At 61.2% G+C, this 17,643-nt stretch carries 13 protein-coding genes; 8 read left to right on the top strand and 5 right to left on the bottom strand.

Annotation, left to right across the window (positions count from 1 at the left end; all coding sequences use genetic code 11):
• Window positions 1-182 precede the first annotated feature (182 nt).
• The 7 genes from ABIA48_RS20580 (at window position 183) to ABIA48_RS20550 (ending at window position 12,656) form a co-directional block, all read left to right on the top strand.
• Window positions 183-1,706 (top strand): fumarate hydratase, encoded by a 1,524-nt coding sequence (locus tag ABIA48_RS20580; protein ID WP_007993671.1) that lies wholly within the window; start codon window positions 183-185, stop codon window positions 1,704-1,706.
• A gap of 209 nt (window positions 1,707-1,915) precedes the next feature.
• Complete coding sequence (locus ABIA48_RS20575; RefSeq protein ID WP_429490956.1) at window positions 1,916-6,535, top strand: SpvB/TcaC N-terminal domain-containing protein; 4,620 nt, start codon at window positions 1,916-1,918, stop codon at window positions 6,533-6,535.
• A gap of 96 nt (window positions 6,536-6,631) precedes the next feature.
• Complete coding sequence (locus ABIA48_RS20570) at window positions 6,632-8,398, top strand: ATP-binding protein (RefSeq protein WP_429490954.1); 1,767 nt, start codon at window positions 6,632-6,634, stop codon at window positions 8,396-8,398.
• Window positions 8,392-9,726: a sigma-54-dependent transcriptional regulator gene (locus tag ABIA48_RS20565; protein ID WP_429490952.1), complete on the top strand. Its 1,335-nt coding sequence runs from the start codon at window positions 8,392-8,394 to the stop codon at window positions 9,724-9,726. Before ABIA48_RS20570 ends, ABIA48_RS20565 begins: the two co-directional genes overlap by 7 nt.
• A 302-nt stretch (window positions 9,727-10,028) precedes the next feature.
• Entirely contained in the window at window positions 10,029-11,348 is a 1,320-nt protein-coding gene (locus ABIA48_RS20560) for an MFS transporter (protein ID WP_429490950.1), read from the top strand.
• A gap of 224 nt (window positions 11,349-11,572) precedes the next feature.
• On the top strand, window positions 11,573-11,764 hold the full coding sequence (locus tag ABIA48_RS20555) for a hypothetical protein (RefSeq protein ID WP_057396279.1): 192 nt from the start codon (window positions 11,573-11,575) through the stop codon (window positions 11,762-11,764).
• 268 nt (window positions 11,765-12,032) lie between these two features.
• On the top strand, window positions 12,033-12,656 hold the full coding sequence (locus tag ABIA48_RS20550) for a flavin reductase family protein (protein WP_429490948.1): 624 nt from the start codon (window positions 12,033-12,035) through the stop codon (window positions 12,654-12,656).
• Window positions 12,657-12,661: 5 nt separating this feature from the next.
• On the opposite strand, the gene ABIA48_RS20545 is transcribed toward ABIA48_RS20550, so the two are convergent.
• A complete protein-coding gene (locus ABIA48_RS20545) occupies window positions 12,662-12,892 on the bottom strand; it encodes a hypothetical protein (protein WP_429490946.1) in 231 nt (76 codons plus the stop codon).
• Window positions 12,893-12,933: 41 nt separating this feature from the next.
• Window positions 12,934-13,287: an antibiotic biosynthesis monooxygenase gene (locus ABIA48_RS20540; protein ID WP_204934417.1), complete on the bottom strand. Its 354-nt coding sequence runs from the start codon at window positions 13,285-13,287 to the stop codon at window positions 12,934-12,936.
• Window positions 13,288-13,625: 338 nt separating this feature from the next.
• On the opposite strand from ABIA48_RS20540, the gene ABIA48_RS20535 reads away from it, so the two are divergent.
• Window positions 13,626-14,555: an AraC family transcriptional regulator gene (locus tag ABIA48_RS20535; RefSeq protein ID WP_429490942.1), complete on the top strand. Its 930-nt coding sequence runs from the start codon at window positions 13,626-13,628 to the stop codon at window positions 14,553-14,555.
• A 135-nt stretch (window positions 14,556-14,690) separates the two neighbouring features.
• On the opposite strand, the gene ABIA48_RS20530 is transcribed toward ABIA48_RS20535, so the two are convergent.
• From ABIA48_RS20530 to ABIA48_RS20520, 3 genes are read right to left on the bottom strand one after another with little or no spacing between them, the layout of a single operon-like run.
• Entirely contained in the window at window positions 14,691-15,746 is a 1,056-nt protein-coding gene (locus ABIA48_RS20530) for an ABC transporter ATP-binding protein (protein ID WP_429490940.1), read from the bottom strand.
• Window positions 15,747-15,764: 18 nt separating this feature from the next.
• Window positions 15,765-16,613 (bottom strand): ABC transporter permease, encoded by an 849-nt coding sequence (locus tag ABIA48_RS20525; protein ID WP_429490938.1) that lies wholly within the window; start codon window positions 16,611-16,613, stop codon window positions 15,765-15,767.
• Window positions 16,610-17,518, bottom strand: a complete 909-nt coding sequence (locus ABIA48_RS20520; RefSeq protein WP_108228607.1) for an ABC transporter permease — start codon at window positions 17,516-17,518, stop codon at window positions 16,610-16,612. The genes ABIA48_RS20525 and ABIA48_RS20520 overlap by 4 nt, the downstream gene beginning before the upstream one ends.
• Between the last annotated feature and the right edge of the window lie 125 nt (window positions 17,519-17,643).

Raw genomic sequence — 17,643 nt, 5'->3', positions numbered from 1 at the left:
CCATGCGACCAACGATTGACTACCGGCGCGTGTGCAGGCCTTTGATGCGCGCTATACTGCCGCGCCTTTTTAGCGTCGCGCCAGCATGCCCGGCGTGCCTTGAAAGGTGCTTGCAACCGACCGATGCACCCAAGCTGCAAGCACCTTATTGAATGTTCCCGTCTTTTAGAGGAGCGCGACTCATGACCGTGATCAAGCAAGACGACCTGATTCAGAGCGTTGCCGACGCCCTGCAATTCATTTCCTACTACCACCCCGTGGATTTCATCCAGGCGATGCACGAGGCCTACCTGCGCGAAGAATCGCCGGCAGCCCGTGACTCCATGGCGCAAATCCTGATCAACTCGCGCATGTGCGCCACCGGCCACCGCCCGATCTGCCAGGACACCGGTATCGTCACCGTGTTTGTCCGTGTCGGCATGGACGTGCGCTGGGATGGCGCCACCATGGGCCTGGACGACATGATCAACGAAGGCGTGCGTCGCGCCTACAACCTGCCGGAAAACGTCCTGCGCGCTTCGATCCTCGCCGACCCGGCGGGCGCTCGCAAGAACACCAAGGACAACACCCCGGCAGTCATCCACTACTCCATCGTTCCGGGTAACACTGTGGAAGTGGACGTGGCAGCCAAGGGCGGCGGCTCCGAGAACAAGTCGAAGATGGCCATGCTCAACCCGTCCGACTCGATCGTCGACTGGGTGCTGAAGACCGTCCCGGAAATGGGCGCCGGCTGGTGCCCACCGGGCATGCTCGGCATCGGCATCGGCGGCACCGCCGAGAAAGCCGCTGTCATGGCCAAGGAAGTGTTGATGGAATCCATCGACATTCATGAGCTCAAAGCGCGTGGCCCGCAGAACCGCATCGAAGAAATGCGCCTGGAGCTGTTCGAGAAGGTCAACCAGTTGGGCATCGGTGCCCAGGGCCTCGGTGGCCTGACCACCGTGCTCGACGTGAAGATCATGGACTACCCGACCCACGCCGCGTCCCTGCCGGTGTGCATGATCCCGAACTGCGCCGCCACCCGTCACGCACACTTCGTGCTCGACGGTTCCGGCCCGGCCTCGCTGGAAGCGCCGCCACTGGACGCCTACCCGGAAATCGTCTGGGAAGCCGGCCCGTCGGCCCGTCGCGTCAACCTCGACACCCTGACCCCGGAAGACGTGCAAAGCTGGAAGCCGGGCGAAACCGTCCTGCTCAACGGCAAGATGCTCACCGGTCGCGATGCTGCGCACAAGCGCATGGTCGAGATGCTGAACAAGGGCGAAACCCTGCCGGTGGACCTCAAGGGTCGCTTCATCTACTACGTCGGCCCAGTCGATCCGGTCGGTGACGAAGTGGTTGGCCCGGCAGGTCCTACCACCGCGACGCGGATGGACAAGTTCACCCGTCAGATCCTCGAGCAGACCGGTTTGCTGGGTATGATCGGCAAATCCGAGCGCGGCCCGACCGCGATCGAAGCGATCAAGGACAGCAAGGCCGTGTACCTGATGGCCGTCGGCGGCGCCGCTTACCTGGTCGCCCAGGCGATCAAGAAGTCCAAGGTGCTGGCGTTTGCCGAACTGGGCATGGAAGCGATCTACGAGTTCGAGGTCAAGGACATGCCGGTGACCGTCGCGGTCGACAGCAAGGGCGAGTCGGTCCACATCACCGGTCCCGCCATCTGGCAGAAAAAGATCAGTGAAAGCCTGGCGGTGGAAGTGCAGTAAGCACTGACCACAGCACAGTGAAAACCGGCCGGTCGGCAACGACAGGCCGGTTTTTTTATGCCGGTCAAAAAGTAATCGAAGACAGGAACGAGCACATGGTTTGTTCCAAAGAATGTGGGGTGACCTGTCAGATCTGACAGGTTACAGCAACCAGTACCGCTGATAGCTTGAACGCACTCGATGTAATTTCTGTCACGGCGGACACATCCATGGCCACAGAACAGCAGGGCATTCTCGAAATCAACGCACCGGCCCTTCCCAAGGGTGGCGGCGCAATCCAGAGCATCGGCAAGGGCTGGGGCGCTGTCGGCACCAGCGGTGCGGCATCGCTGGAGTTGCCGCTGCCGATCAGCAAAGCCCCCAACCGTGACATGGTCCCGGCCTTGGGCCTGGGCTACAGCAGCGATGTCGGCAACAGCCCGTTCGGCATCGGCTGGCGCCTGACCACCAACGCCATCACCCTGCGCACCACCAAGGGCGTGCCAAAGTACGACGGCAATGATCTGGTGGTGGGGCCTGGCGGTGATGTGTGGATGCCCGAGAAGAGTGACGACGGCAAGCTCATCTCCAGACCGGTATCTGAGTACAACGGCGTTCAACAAGGCACGCACCATGTCGTGCGCTACTGGCCGCGGGTCGAGGGTGCTTTCGATCTGATCGAGCACTGGACCAGGGTTGACGATGCGGACAACCCGGCCGGTTTCTGGCTGATCCACGGCGCGGACGGCAGCCTGCATTGCTACGGCAAAACCGCGGCTTCACGCCGGGCCGATCCGAACGACAAGTCCCGCGTCGGTGTCTGGCTCATTGATGAAAGTCTCAACCTGCGTGGCGAACACATAGTGTACGAGTACAAGGCTGAAACCGACGCGCCGGCCGCCCCGCAGTTTCGCGATTACCGTGCGCAGCGTTACCTGCACAAAGTGCTTTACGGCAACGCGCAGGCATCTGCCGACTTGTACTCCTGGAGTGCCAATGGCTGGAAAGATGTGCAATGGCATTTCCACTTGCTGTTCGACTATGGCGAACGCAGCGCCGACCTGACGCAAGTACCGCCCTACCAGCCCGCCGGTGAATGGCAGGTCCGCAGCGACCCGTTCTGGAACTACGCCTACGGCTTCGAATTGGGTAACCGGCGACTGTGCCGGCAGGTGCTGATGTTTCATCAATTTACCGATGAACTGGGGACCGAACCGGTGCTGGTCCAGCGCCTGCTGCTCGAACACCGTCAGAGCCCCTTGGGCTACAACCATCTGACGGCCGCTCACATTCAGGCGTATGACAACCAGGGGCAGATGGAAAGTCGCCCGCCCATGGAGTTCTTCTACAACCGCTTCGAAGCCGATCCGGCGCGTCCAGGCTGGGCAGCGTTTGCCCCGATGCCCGGCCTGAATGACGGTCAGCGTTACCAGTTGGTGGATTTGTACGGCGAGGGAATGCCAGGGGTGCTGTTCAGCAGTGACAAGGCCTGGTACTACCGCGAACCGTTGCGCGCCGCCACCGGTGGCAACGACGTGAGTTATGGCGACTGGGAGGCATTGCCCGGCATTCCCGTGGCCGATAGCAGCAAACCGATTCGCCAGTCCCTGAGTGACCTGACTGGCGATGGCAAGCTCGACTGGGTAATCGCCCGTCCCGGTCTGTCCGGGTTCTTCACCCTCAATCCCGACCGCTCTTGGTCGAACTTCGTGGCCTACGATGCATTCCCCACGGAGTTTTTTCATCCGATGGCACAACTGGCGGATCTGGTCGGTAACGGTCTGACTGATCTGGCACTGATCGGCCCCCGCAGCGTGCGGCTGTATTCAAGCCGTCGTGAAATCGGGTTCAGCCAAGGCGCCGACGTTCCTCACGATGACGACTCTCTACCGCTGTTGAGCAATGCCCAGACTGAACTGGTGGCGTTCAGCGACCCACTGGGCAGCGGTGCGCAGCACTTGATCCGCATCCGCCACAACGAAGTCAAATGCTGGCCGAACCTGGGTCATGGCAAATTCGGCAAAGGCTTTGTGCTCTGCGCCTTGCCCTTCGACTACGCCGAATTCGATGCTTCGCGGGTGCGACTGGCGGACCTGGACGGCTCCGGTGCCGCTGATCTGATCTACCTCGAGTCCGACCATTTCCGGGTGTTCATGAACCATGGCGGCAATGGCTTCGATCAGGTGTCAGTCGATATGCCTTGGCCCGAAGGTGTGCGTTACGACCGCCTCTGCCAGGTGAGCATCGCCGACCTGCAAGGGCTTGGCTGTTCCAGTCTGATCCTGACCGTTGCGCATATGGAACCCCGGCACTGGCGTTACGATTTCGTCAGCGCCAAGCCGTATCTGGTGAATGCCAGCCACAACAACATGGGCACCGTGACGGGTGTGGGTTACCGCAGTTCGGCCCAGGAATGGCTGGACGAAAAGGCCGAGCTGATTGCGGCGGGCAAGGCGCCGGTGTCGCACCTGCCGTTCGCCATGCATCTGGTCAGCCAGCAAACCCAACTCGATGAAATTACCGGCAATCGCCTGACCCAGAACTTCAGCTACCGCCAAGGTTTTTACGACAGCGTCGAGCGTGAATTCCGTGGTTTCGGCCTGCTGCTGCAAACCGATACCGAAGCCTCAGTCGCCGAACGCGCCAACCCGGGTTTTACGGCGCCAATCCTCAGCAAGACCTGGTTCCATACCGGACGTGCCGTTGACATGGGCGACGACGGGTATTACCGCGGTGATTCGCACGCAGTGTCGCTGAAGGCAACATTGCTGCACGAGTATCACCTCAACGATGCGGCGGGTCGCCTGATCGATCCCGATGAAGACCTCGCCCGCGAAATGGCCCGCGCACTCAGTGGCTCGGTGCTGCACACGGAAGTCTTCGCCGCCGACGATGATCCCGCAACAGCGGTGCCCTACACCGTGCAAGAGAACCGCTTTCTGGTGCGCGAACTCCGGCCCAGGGGCAACCATCATCCTTACGCCGTACTGCAACCGCTGGCGCTGGAAAGCATCGCCTACCAGTACGAACCGCAAGTGGCCGATGACCCGCTGATCCAACACACGATCAATCTGGACTGGGACAAATTCGGCGACCTGACCCACGGTTTTGTCGTGCACTACGCCCGGCGTAAAACCGACAAGGACACCCCGCCCTTCGCCGTCGCTACACCCGGTGACGAAAGCGATGAAGATTACGAAAACAGGTGGTGGCTGGACGCCCATGACGAAGCTCAACAGTGCTGGTATCTGACCCAGGCCAAGGCCGAGTACAGCCACCTGGAAGACTTTGATGGCTGGCGTCTGGGCCTGCCTTGTCGTCAGCGCGGCAATGCGCTGGTTCTGGAAAAAGACGAACTCAAGCCCGCCGACATCAACCACGAAAACTTCCTTGGCTGGAGCGCGGATAGTGGGGCCTGGTCAGCCAGAGCGGTGCTGACCGGTTTGTCATTGCAGCGCTATCAGGATCCGGACACGGGCAATTTGCTGGACCCGGACAAACTGATCTTCAACGCCCTGCCCGACTACGTGGAAACCGCCGAGCTGGATGCCACCGCCCTGAGCGCCTATGACAAGCTCAAGGACGAAAACGGCAATATGCCGTTCAACCTCAAGGAGAAACTCGAATCCCCTGAGGTTGGCTACCACATCATGGATCTGTTCTTGCCTGCGCCTGAAGCAAGTCCACCCGCCAACTCCAATGAAGCCAAGGACTACCTGTGGTCAGTACGCAAAAGTTTCCCTACCTATCACAGCCTCACAGGTTTTTATAACGTCGAAAAATTCCAGCAGACCAAGAGCCATGGCATCACCAGCGTCGCCTATGACGACCACTGGTGCCTGAGCACCGCCGTCACGCTGCCGGACGGTTGCACCACGCGCATCCTCGACGTCGACTACCGTTCGTTTCTGCCTGCCGGTATCGAGGACCCTAATCGCAATACCCAGGAGGCGCGCTACAACGCGTTCGGCGAAGTGCTGGTGACCAGTTTCTACGGCACCGAGCTGGGGGTCGAGGTCGGTTTCGACCCTCTCAGCGGCTACGAGCCACCCGAGGATCGCACGCCGGCCGGGGCTATCGCCGACAAGAACAGGGCCATCGGCAACTTTGCCACGGCCACGTTCTCCGCCCCCTTCAGCTGGATGGGCGAAGTTCCACAGACAGCTCCCGCACCCTGGCTGGACTGGGCCCGCGCCGAAGGTTTTGTATTACCCGACGGCCACCTCTGCAGCCGCGCCCGCGTGCATCTTGAGGGCTTGCAAAACCCTTCAGCGAATGAGCAAACACTTCAGCAATACGTCGACGAAGCTCATAGGGAACCGCTGCACATCGTCACCTTGCAGGCCGACCGCTACCCCGGCGACCCTGAACTGCAAATCCGCGCGGCCATCGCCTGCTGGGATGGTTTCGGGCGTGCGCTGCAAGCCAAACAGGAAGTGGAACCCGGTATGGCCTGGGTGGTGAACGACAAAGGCGAGCTGGACCTCAACGAAGACGGCCGTCCCAAGGAAGAACAGGCGGCCCGGCGCTGGCGAGTCAGCGAACGGGTCGAGTACAACAATAAAGGCGAGACGGTGCGTATCTATCGGCCGTACTTCGCCAGCGCGTACCGTTACATCAATGATGCGGCGATCCGTGAATCCGGTTATCACGATCAGCAGTTCTACGATGCCGCCGGTCGGCCGACCCACACCGTGCTGGCGAAAAAAATGTTGCAGGGCAACCCGCCGCAAGAAAAACCGCTGCGCCGCGAACAGCGCTATCGCACCTGGTACACCATCGCGTTCGATGAAAACGATCTGTTCGAGCCGCCGCCGGCACAGCAGCGCAAAAACGTGTTCGGGAGATGAGCCAAGGGAGGAGTCTCCGCGCATGCGTTCCGGCGAGTGATACGCGCCCTTCGCATGCTATGGTGCTCCCCCCAATTTCCGCCTGTTGTTCATCGCATGTTGCCGACCTCCCGAACCCTGCGCCTGGCGCTCTACACCCTGCTGATCATCGCCGGTGCCGCCATCGCCGCCACCCTGGCCATGCGCCACACCGTGCGCCAGTCAATGGTCGAAGACGCCGCCCGCGCCAATCAGCAATTGGCGCTATATGCCACGTCCCTGCATACCCTGATCGAACGTTACCGAGCCCTGCCCGCCGTGCTGGCGCTGGACCCGGAACTGCGCTCGGCGCTCAAGGGGCCGGTGAGCCCCGGGCAGCAGGATGCGCTGAACCGCAAACTGGAAAAGATCAACGGTGCCGCCGACTCCTCGACCCTGGAATTGCTCGACCGCAATGGCCTGGCGATCGCCGCCAGCAACTGGCGCCTGCCCAGCAGTTACGTCGGCCATAACTACGCTTTCCGTCCCTACTTCAGCCAGACCCGCACCCAGGGCACCGGGCGCTTCTACGCCGTGGGCGTGACCAGCGGTATTCCCGGCTACTTCCTCTCCAGCGCAGTCAGCGGTGACGACAACCAGTTCCTCGGCGCCATGGTGGTGAAACTGGAGTTTCCCGAACTGGAACGCGAGTGGCGTCAGGGCAGCGACACGCTGTTGGTCAGCGATGCGCGCGGGATCATCTTCATCGCCAACCAGCCGGGCTGGCGCTATCGCCTGCTCAAGCCGCTCGGCGACAGCGATCATGCCGAACTCAAGGCCACCCGCCAGTACGACAAACAGCCCCTGACCCCGTTGGTGTTTCAGTCGTTGCGGCGCTTCGACGACAACAGCGACCTGGCTCGGGTCGATGGCCCGGACGGCAAGGCGGATTACCTGTGGGAATCCCTGCCGCTGAGTGCCGAGGGCTGGACCCTGCACCTGCTGCGGCGCCCGCAGGTCGCCTTCGAAGACAGCCGCAATGCTGCCTTCGCTGCTGCCGGCTTGTGGCTGACCCTGGTATTCCTGCTGCTGTTTCTCAATCAGCGCTGGCGCTTGGCCAAGCTGCGCCAGCGCAGCCGGGAAGAACTCGAACAACTGGTGGAAGAGCGTACCCGCGACCTGCGCACCGCCCAGGAAGGCCTGGTGCAATCGGCCAAACTCGCGGCGCTGGGGCAGATGTCCGCCGCCCTGGCCCATGAGATCAACCAGCCGCTCACCGCCCAGCGCATGCAGTTGGCGACCTTGCGCCTGCTGCTCGAGCACGGGCGGGTCGATGACGCCTACAAGGCGCTCAAACCGGTGGATGAAATGCTCACGCGCATGGCCGCCCTCACAGGCCACCTGAAAACCTTCGCCCGCAAAAGCCCCAGCGGTTTGCGCGAACGCCTGGACCTGGCAGCGGTGGTCGACCAGTCGCTGCAACTGCTCGACACCCGGCTGCGCGACGAACAGGTCAGCACGGTGCTGCACTTGACGCGTCCGGCCTGGGTGCGTGGCGATGCGATTCGTCTGGAACAGGTGCTGATCAACCTGCTGCGCAACGCCCTCGATGCGATGCAGGATAAACCCTGCAAACGCCTGGAAATCCGCCTCGAGGCCGACGAACAATTGTGGCGCCTGAGCGTCATCGACAACGGTGGTGGCATTGCCGAGGAAAATCTGTCGAAAGTCTTCGATCCGTTCTTCACCACCAAACCGGTGGGCGAAGGACTGGGCATCGGGCTGGCCGTGTCCTTTGCCATCGTTCACGAATCCGGCGGGCGCCTGAGTGCCGGCAATCATGACAAAGGTGCCGTGTTTACCCTGACCTTGCCCATCGACCAGGAGGTGCATGAACCATGCTGAACTCAGTGATGGTGGTCGACGACGAAAGCAGTATCCGCAGTGCCGTCGAGCAATGGTTGAGCCTGTCGGGTTTCGAGGTGCAGCTGTTCAGCCGCGCCGACGAGTGCCTGGCGCAATTGCCGAAGCATTTTGCCGGGGTGATTCTCAGCGATGTGCGCATGCCCGGCATGACCGGCCTGGAACTGCTGGCGGAAGTACAACGCCGGGATGCCGATTTGCCGGTGATTCTGCTGACCGGCCACGGCGATGTGCCAATGGCGGTCGAGGCCATGCGCGACGGGGCCTACGATTTCCTCGAAAAACCCTTCAGCCCGGAAACCCTGCTCGGCAGCCTGCGTCGCGCCCTCGACAAGCGCCGGCTGGTCCTGGAAAACCGCGCACTGCACGAACAGGCCGATAACCGCGCCAAACTGGATGCCACGCTGCTTGGGGTGTCCCGTGGCCTGCAAACCCTGCGTCGACAGGTGCTGGACCTGGCAGCCCTGCCGGTCAACGTGCTGATTCGCGGAGAAACCGGTAGTGGCAAGGAACTGGTTGCGCGTTGTTTGCATGACTTTGGGCCGCGAGCCGACAAGCCCTTTGTCGCGCTCAATTGCGCGGCCATCCCCGAGCAACTGTTCGAGGCCGAGCTGTTCGGCCACGAGAGCGGTGCGTTTACCGGCGCCCAGGGCAAGCGCATCGGCAAACTCGAATACGCCGACGGCGGCACGCTGTTTCTCGATGAAATCGAAAGCATGCCCTTGGCCCAGCAGGTGAAATTGCTGCGGGTGTTGCAAGAGCAAAAACTTGAGCGACTGGGTTCGAACCAGAGCATTCGCGTGGATTTGCGCATCATCGCCGCGACCAAACCGGACCTGCTCGACGAGGCTCGGGCCGGGCGTTTTCGTGAAGACCTGGCCTATCGTCTGAACGTCGCCGAGTTGCGTTTGCCGCCGTTGCGCGACCGGCGCGAGGACATCCCGTTGCTCTACGAGTCGTTTGCCCGCAACGCGGCCGAACGCCTGGGCCGGACCTTGGCGCCGTTGAGCGGTCCGCAGTTGAGCCATCTATTGAGCCACGACTGGCCAGGCAATGTGCGCGAACTGGCGAACGTTGCCGAGCGTCAGGTATTGGGGCTCGGTGAGCCGGAGCCCTTGGGCATCGAGCCCGGCCAGTCACTGGCGGCGCAGCAGGAAGCGTTCGAAGCGCAATGCCTGCGTGCCGCATTGACCCGGCACAAGGGCGATGTGAAAGCAGTGCTCGAAGAACTGCAACTGCCGCGCCGGACCTTCAATGAAAAGATGCAGCGGCATGGGTTGAGCCGGGAGATGTTCCTTCAGGAGAACTGAGTTTTTTGCGGTGCCTGTTCTGGCCTCTTCGCGAGCAAGCCCGCTCCCACAATGATCGGCGTACACAGACCCACTGTGGGAGCGGGCTTGCTCGCGAAGAGGCCGGCAAAGGCAATACAAATCCCCCTCCCGGCAAGCAACTTTCCGCTCACCACCCACCCGCAGACAAGCGGATTTCCGCTCACCGAACCTCCCTCCCCCCTCTAAACCGGCCCTCTCCTCCTTGGCACAGCTCCTGCTATATCCCTCGCAGGCTGCGTTTAAACGCGCTCCACAAAAACAATTAAACGAAGGATCCTTCAATGGATAACTCCAACTCCCTGCCGCTTGGGTCGGCTGCCGTGCCGGCCAAAGAAAGAACCACGTCCAGCCGCATCAAATCGATCTTCAGCGGCTCCGTTGGCAACATGGTCGAGTGGTACGACTGGTACGTCTACGCCGCATTCTCCCTGTACTTCGCCAAGACCTTCTTCCCCAAAGGCGACACCACCGCCCAACTGCTCAACACCGCCGCGATCTTCGCCGTGGGCTTCCTGATGCGCCCGATCGGTGGCTGGCTGATGGGGCTGTATGCCGACAAGGTCGGGCGCAAAAAGGCCCTGATGGCCTCGGTGTACCTGATGTGCTTCGGCTCGCTGCTGATCGCCCTGAGCCCGAGCTACGAAATCATCGGCATCGGCGCGCCGATCCTGCTGGTGTTCGCGCGTTTGCTGCAAGGCCTGTCGGTGGGTGGCGAATACGGCACCTCGGCCACTTACCTCAGTGAGATGGCGACCAAGGAACGTCGCGGCTTCTACTCCAGCTTCCAGTACGTGACCCTGATCTCCGGCCAGCTCATCGCCCTGGCGGTACTGATCGTGCTGCAACAATTGCTGACCACCGAAGAGCTCTACGCCTGGGGCTGGCGCATCCCGTTCGCCATTGGCGCGCTGTGCGCCGTGGTGGCGTTGTACCTGCGTCGTGGCATGGAAGAAACCGAGTCGTTCACCAAGAAGGAAAAGGCCAAGGAAAGCGCGATGCGCACCTTGATGCGTCATCCGAAGGAACTGATGACCGTAGTCGGCCTGACCATGGGCGGCACCCTGGCGTTCTACACCTACACCACCTACATGCAGAAATACCTGGTGAACACCGTCGGCATGAGCATTTCCGACTCCACCACCATTTCCGCCGCCACGCTGTTCCTGTTCATGTGCCTGCAACCGATCGTCGGCGGGCTCTCGGATAAAATCGGGCGCCGGCCAATCCTGATTGCCTTCGGCATTCTGGGTACGCTGTTCACCGTGCCGATCCTGACCACCCTGCACACTATCCAGACCTGGTGGGGCGCGTTCTTCCTGATCATGGCAGCGCTGATCATCGTCAGCGGCTACACCTCGATCAACGCCGTGGTGAAAGCCGAACTGTTCCCGACCGAAATCCGCGCCCTGGGCGTTGGCCTGCCGTACGCACTGACCGTCTCGATCTTCGGCGGTACCGCTGAATACATCGCGCTGTGGTTCAAGAGCATCGGCATGGAGACGGGTTACTACTGGTACGTGACCGCGTGTATTGCCGTGTCGTTGCTGGTGTACGTCACCATGAAAGACACCCGCAAGCATTCGCGGATTGTCACCGACTGATCGCCAACCGGCGCTCACTGCAACGGTGAGCGCCAAGGCCCTTCGCGAACGACCTCGCGAAGGGCACCATTCGTCTCCCCCGCCAGCAAGATAATCAACGGTTAATTCACCGGCCGCACCCTGCAGCCGAGTGCATCCAAAACAACAGGACGCACGTATATCCGTTACAGGCCTCGAAAGAGCGTCTGAACGCCTCCATTGCGAACGTACCTGGAGTACCCGTCATGAAAACCCGACTGATCCTTGCCCTGACCCTTTCCGTGCTGGCTGCCAATGCCTTTGCAGCTGACGGTTACGACAAAACCGGCTCGGCCTCCTACGGCGCCGGTACCAGCGCTGCCATCGAACACGCCCATTCGGGCACCTATGCCTCCGATGGTTTCGATAAAACCGGTAGCGCAGAAGCTATCGGCTGAATGTGGAGGGAAGTTCACAGCCCGGCTTCGGCCGGGCTTAGTCCTTTTTGGGGGGAACACAAAGTCTGGCATTCACATAAAACCTGTGGGAGCGGGCTTGCTCGCGAAGAGGCCGTGTCAGCCGACATCAATGTTGAATGTCACACCGCTTTCGCGAGCAAGCCCGCTCCCACATTGGACCTCATCATTTCAAGTACTGAATCCGGCTGGAAATCTGCGCCGCGTGCTTGCACCATGAGCGTCTCCCGCAAGTTCCGGAACTCACTCCATGCCCGACGACATCCATTTCTACGAACCCGCCAACGGCCACGGCCTGCCCCACGATCCATTCAATGCCATTGTCGGCCCACGCCCCATTGGCTGGATCTCTTCACAGGATGCCGAGGGCCGCTTGAACCTGGCGCCCTACAGTTTCTTCAACGCCTTCAACTACATTCCGCCGATCATTGGTTTTTCCAGCGTCGGGCGCAAAGACAGCCTGAACAACATCGAGCAAACCGGCGAGTTCGCCTGGAACCTGGCCACGCGGCCATTGGCGGAACAGATGAACCAGAGCAGCGCCATGGTCGTGCCTGAGGTCAACGAATTCGAACTGGCCGGGCTGACGACCGTGGCCTCGAAGGTCATTAAGGTGCCACGGGTGGCCGAGAGCCCGGTGTCCTTCGAGTGCAAGGTCACGCAGATCATTCAGTTGCAGCGCGTCGATGGAAATGTGGTGCCAACCTGGCTGATCCTCGGCGAAGTGGTCGCCGTGCATATCGCCAAATGGCTATTGAAGGATGGGGTATACGACACCGCCGCGGCAGAACCGATTCTGCGCGGCGGCGGGCCGGCGGATTATTTCCAGCTGGGGCCTGAGGCCTTGTTCAAGATGTACCGCCCGGGGCGGTGAAGTCATTACCAGAGCAGGTCGGTGTTTTCTTTGACGTCCTTGAGATGGAGCAGCTCTTTGGCGGCCGCATCATCGGCCTCGTGGGCAGTCTTGAAGACCTGGCCTTCCAGTACTTTATGAAACCGCGGGGCGCCGGAACCATCCAGCGCTTTGACGGCGATAGCGGCGTGGTAACCACCCTCGCCCGGTACTACAGCGGAAACAGCTTCGAAGTGATCAAAGGCTTTACGTGCCATGTCGCGAATCCTGGCTGGTTGAGAATGCTGTCATTAAACCCTCAACCGGCCAGTTTGTGTACTGCTGCCCCGGACTGACCGAGGGCCTGCGTCGCCGACACATCCTTGAAGGTGTGGAAGTCCAGGCTGTTGACCACCAATTCCTGCACCAGCTCGGCAAAAATCTCCATCGCCGGCGTACTGAAGTACGCAGTCATGGCCTGTTGATTGCTCCAGAAACCGGACACCAGCCACAGCTCGGGATCGCACTGCGAATGCTGCAAGGCAAAGCTCAGGCAGCCCGGTGCTGCGCGAGACGGTTCGATCAGGGCGCTGAGGCGCACACCGAGTTCCGCCGAACGCCCGGCGCGCGCTCGAACGAAGGCCATATGACTGACGGGGATCTGCTTGGACATGTTCAACCCTCCCGGGGAGTCGCGTGGCAGCCGGGGGACGGGCTGCGACAGGATCCAAGGTTAAGGGCCGCGACGCCTGTCTCGTTAGTCGATTCCTGCCAGCGTATTGCACAATCCTGCGAAACTGCATGGACAGCCTGTAACAAGCGGTAAAACCCTGTCACGGTTCTGTCATACGAGTTTCAAGCAAGTTTTTCAGGCTCAAGGCTCTAGTGGCAACGCCACCGGTCGACCCCAGGCAGAATCAGGCAAGCATCTGGCAGGATGTGTCTACCGCTGCCACTTGCACAAACTTATGCTCTGTCCATTCCCTCCATGCCTTGCCGAGGATGCCGCGCATGCCGTCGCTCGATCACTTTCAAGCCCCGCTGGACACCGACATGGAAAAGCAGCGCGCGGAACTGGCGGCGATCATCCGCCGTAACACCGCCGAAGATGGCAGTTATGCCACGGCCATCGCCTCACTGTTCATGTCGCGCCACAGCCAGTCCCATGAGTTTGCCCCGGTGCTCGCGCAACCGGCACTGTGCATCATGGCCCAGGGGCGCAAGGAAGTTCAGTTGGCCAACGAGTACTTCAATTACGACCCGTTGAACTACCTGGTGGTCTCGGTCTCGATGCCGCTGAGTGGACGGGTGGTGGATGTCTCGGCCGAAGAACCGATCCTGGCCTTGCGCCTGGACATCGACCCGGCGGAAATCACCGCACTGATCGCCGACGCCGGCCCCCTCGGCGTGCCCACCCGGCCGACCGGGCGCGGGCTGTATGTCGAGCGGCTCGACACCGCCATGCTCGACGCCGTGCTGCGCCTGGCACGCTTGCTGGACACACCGAAAGACATCGCCATGCTGGCGCCGCTGATTCGCCGCGAGATCCTCTATCGACTGCTGCGCAGCAAGCAAGGGCATCGGTTGTATGAAATCGCCATCACCAACAGTCAGAGCCATCGCATCAGCCAGGCGATCAAATGGCTCAACGGCAATTTTGAACAGCCGTTGCGCATTGATGATCTGGCCAAAGAAGTGAACCTGAGCGTGTCGACGCTGCATCACCGCTTCAAGGCGATGACGGCGATGAGTCCGTTGCAGTATCAGAAGCAGTTGCGCCTGCAGGAAGCGCGGCGGTTGATGCTGGCCGAAGGCCTGGAGGCTTCGGCGGCGGGGTATCGCGTCGGCTATGAAAGCCCCTCGCAGTTCAGCCGTGAATACAGCCGGTTGTTCGGGGCGCCGCCGTTACGGGATCTGGCGCGGTTGCGCTTGAGCGTCTGATCCGGAATTTTCGGTGCAGCTACGGACGCCTTCGCGGGCAAGCCCGCTCCCACACTGGATTTGTGAACGCCACAAATCAAATGTGGGAGCGGGCTTGCCCGCGAAGAGGCCCGTTCAGGCAATACCAGTCCTGGATCAGGCGCCGAGTACCCGGCAAGCCTCCATCGGCAAGGTCACCGACACCGGATGCCCAACACTCAGGCCAAAGCCCTGACACGGCGTGCTCAGCGCGGTAAACGACACCCCGGAACACTCAACCGTGGTCTCGATGGTCGCGCCGATATCGCGCACGAACGTCACCTTGCCCAGCAAACGGTTGCCCGCGGTCGCCTGAGGTGCGGACAGTTGCAGGTCTTCCGGACGAATCAGCATCTTCACTTTTTCACCGACCACAATGCTGCTGCAAATCGGCACTTGCAGCGCATCGCCGCCCGGCAGGCTGACCTTGCCGTTACCCAGCGCCGTGGCCGGGAAGATGTTGCCCGAGCCGATGAAGTCCGCGACGAACTCGTTGGCCGGGTGCCGGTAGATTTCAATCGGCGTACCCACCTGCTGCACTTTGTGCTCACCCAGCACAACCACGATATCGGCCATGGTCATGGCCTCGCGCTGGTCGTGGGTCACCATGATGGTGGTGATGTTCAGGCGTTGTTGCAGTTGACGAATCTCCACCTGCATCGACTCACGCAGCTTGGCGTCCAACGCCGACAGCGGTTCATCCAGCAGAAGAATTTTCGGGTGATTGGCAATCGCCCGGGCAATCGCCACACGCTGGCGTTGCCCGCCGGACAGCTTGGCCACCGGACGATCAATCATTTGCTGCAACTGGATCAGCTCCAGCAACTCCACCACCCGCGCCTGCTGGTCAGCCTTGCTGACCCCGCGCAGCTTCAACGGATAGGCGATGTTCTCCCCCACGGTCATGTGCGGGAACAGCGCCAGGGACTGGAACACCATGCCGAAGTTGCGCAGGTGCGCCGGGGTGTTGCCGATGTCTTCGCCGTCCAGGCGGATCTCGCCGCCGGTCAGGGTTTCAAGGCCGGCAATCATGCGCAGCAAGGTGGTTTTGCCACAGCCCGAAGGGCCGAGGAAACACACCAGTTTGCCCTCGGGCAAATGCAGGTTCACATCGGTTACCGCACAGGCCGAGCCGTAATGTTTCTCGACGTTTTCCAGAATCAGACCAGTCATGTGAATTACCTCAAGAAATCAGAACGAAACGCCACCTTCACCAACCAGTTTTTCGAGCGCCCAGATCAGGACGAAGTCGATCAACACGATCAGCACGGCAAACGAAAATACGGTTGGGTCGAGCGAAGACACGGTGCGGCTGTACATCCAGATCGGCACGGTCATCACATCGATGGTGTAGAGGAAATAGGTCACGGTGAATTCGTTGAACGAGACGATGAACGCCAGCAGCATGCCCGCCAGGATCCCCGACTTCATCAACGGCACCACCACATCGACAATCGCCCGCAGCGGTGAGGCACCGAGCATTTGCGCAGCCTCTTCGACTTCGCTGCCGATGGAGAGCATCGCCGCCGTGCAGTTCTTCACCACGAACGGCAGCGCCAGGATCACGTGGGCAATCACCAGGCGCGAGGTGGTCATCTGGAACGGCAGGCTGTCAAACACCAGCAGCAACGCCAGGCCTAATACCACCATCGGGAACACCAGTGGCAACGACATCAATTGCAGGGCCACAGCCTTGCCACGGAACTCGCAACGGGTCAGCGCGTAGGCTGCCGGCACTGCGATGATGGTCGCGAAAATCATGGTCAGGCAGGACACCATCAGGCTGGTGGTCATGGCTTTGCCCAGGCTCAGCACATCGCTGGCGTCCGGCGACACGAAGGTGTGCCAGGCGGCCTTGTACCATTGCAGGCTGTAGCTGCTCGGCGGGAAGTCGAGGTTCGACGCGCCGCTGAATGACATGACGATCATGGTCAGGATCGGCAGTACCGCCAGCAGCAGAATGAAGCCCGAAAGGATGCCGGCAAACTTGCCGGTTTCGCCGGGCAACAGCCCATAACGCTTCTTGGTCAGGGTGCTCATTGGGAAGCCTCCAGCATGCGCCGACGACGGCCAGTGATGTATTCGGACAAGGTCATGATCGCGAGGGTGGTGACGATCAGCACCACACCGGCGGCGGACGCGGCGGGCCAGTTCATCAGTGGTGCGATCTGGTCATGCACCATCACCGCCAGCATCGGCACGCGTCGGCCACCGAGCAGCAACGGCACCACGAAACTGCTGGCGTTGTAGGCGAACACCAGGGTCGCACCGGTGATGATTCCCGGCAGACTCATCGGCAATACCACCTGGCGGAACACCTGGAAGCGACTGGCGCCGAGGGTGGCGGCAGCCTCTTCGTAACTGCGGGCGACACCGCGCATGGCGCTGGCAATCGGCAACACGGCCAGTGGGAAGGCGGTTTGCACCAGGCCCATCAACACGCCGTTCTGGTTGTACAGCAGCATGATCGGGCGCTTGATCAGGCCCAGGCCCATCAGGGTCTGGTTGAGCATGCCACCAGGGCCGAGGATCACCAGCCAGCCGTAGCTTTGCAGCAGCAGGTTGACCAGCAACGGCAGCAACACCGCCGCGAGGAAGATCCGTCGCACGAACGGCGAGGTCAGGCGCGACATGGTGTAGGCCACCGGGATCGCCAGAATCACTGCGATCACTGCGCTGATCAGCGCCAGGCGCAGGGTCAGCATCAGGGATTTGAGGTAATAGGGTTCCAGCAACTGGGCGTAACTGGCCAGGCTGAACCCGGACCATTCCGCGCCTTTGGTGCCCACGCTCATGCGCAGCACCAGCAGGCTGGCGGCAATCAGCACACCCAGAAACAGCATCGACGGCGAGAGAAAAAGCCAGGCGCGCGTCGTCGGCGAAACACCCCGAACGGCGCGCACGGGGGCGGCACTCAACGGATGAGTCAGAGGTTGGTGTTCCATAGCAAGGGTCTCGTCAATGGAAAGCAGCTGACAAACACAAGACCTGAAAGCACAGCGTTTCTAATGTGGGAGCGGGCTTGCTCGCGAAGGGGCCGTGTCAGCCGACATCAATGTTGAATGTCACA

The sequence above is a fragment of the Pseudomonas sp. S30_BP2TU TE3576 genome (genome assembly GCF_050436025.1).
In the GTDB taxonomy this organism is placed as follows: Bacteria; Pseudomonadota; Gammaproteobacteria; order Pseudomonadales; family Pseudomonadaceae; genus Aquipseudomonas.
The sequence above is the reverse complement of the archived record's forward strand: the minus strand, read 5'-3'. Positions and strand labels throughout refer to the sequence as shown.

What these genes read in the sequence shown, in the direction of transcription:
- ABIA48_RS20580 (WP_007993671.1), top strand. Translation starts at nt 183, where the DNA reads ATGACCGTGATCAAGCAAGACGACCTGATTCAGAGCGTTGCCGACGCC.
- ABIA48_RS20575 (WP_429490956.1), top strand. Translation starts at nt 1,916, where the DNA reads ATGGCCACAGAACAGCAGGGCATTCTCGAAATCAACGCACCGGCCCTT.
- ABIA48_RS20570 (WP_429490954.1), top strand. Translation starts at nt 6,632, where the DNA reads ATGTTGCCGACCTCCCGAACCCTGCGCCTGGCGCTCTACACCCTGCTG.
- ABIA48_RS20565 (WP_429490952.1), top strand. Translation starts at nt 8,392, where the DNA reads ATGCTGAACTCAGTGATGGTGGTCGACGACGAAAGCAGTATCCGCAGT.
- ABIA48_RS20560 (WP_429490950.1), top strand. Translation starts at nt 10,029, where the DNA reads ATGGATAACTCCAACTCCCTGCCGCTTGGGTCGGCTGCCGTGCCGGCC.
- ABIA48_RS20555 (WP_057396279.1), top strand. Translation starts at nt 11,573, where the DNA reads ATGAAAACCCGACTGATCCTTGCCCTGACCCTTTCCGTGCTGGCTGCC.
- ABIA48_RS20550 (WP_429490948.1), top strand. Translation starts at nt 12,033, where the DNA reads ATGCCCGACGACATCCATTTCTACGAACCCGCCAACGGCCACGGCCTG.
- ABIA48_RS20545 (WP_429490946.1), bottom strand. Translation starts at nt 12,892, where the DNA reads ATGGCACGTAAAGCCTTTGATCACTTCGAAGCTGTTTCCGCTGTAGTA.
- ABIA48_RS20540 (WP_204934417.1), bottom strand. Translation starts at nt 13,287, where the DNA reads ATGTCCAAGCAGATCCCCGTCAGTCATATGGCCTTCGTTCGAGCGCGC.
- ABIA48_RS20535 (WP_429490942.1), top strand. Translation starts at nt 13,626, where the DNA reads ATGCCGTCGCTCGATCACTTTCAAGCCCCGCTGGACACCGACATGGAA.
- ABIA48_RS20530 (WP_429490940.1), bottom strand. Translation starts at nt 15,746, where the DNA reads ATGACTGGTCTGATTCTGGAAAACGTCGAGAAACATTACGGCTCGGCC.
- ABIA48_RS20525 (WP_429490938.1), bottom strand. Translation starts at nt 16,613, where the DNA reads ATGAGCACCCTGACCAAGAAGCGTTATGGGCTGTTGCCCGGCGAAACC.
- ABIA48_RS20520 (WP_108228607.1), bottom strand. Translation starts at nt 17,518, where the DNA reads ATGGAACACCAACCTCTGACTCATCCGTTGAGTGCCGCCCCCGTGCGC.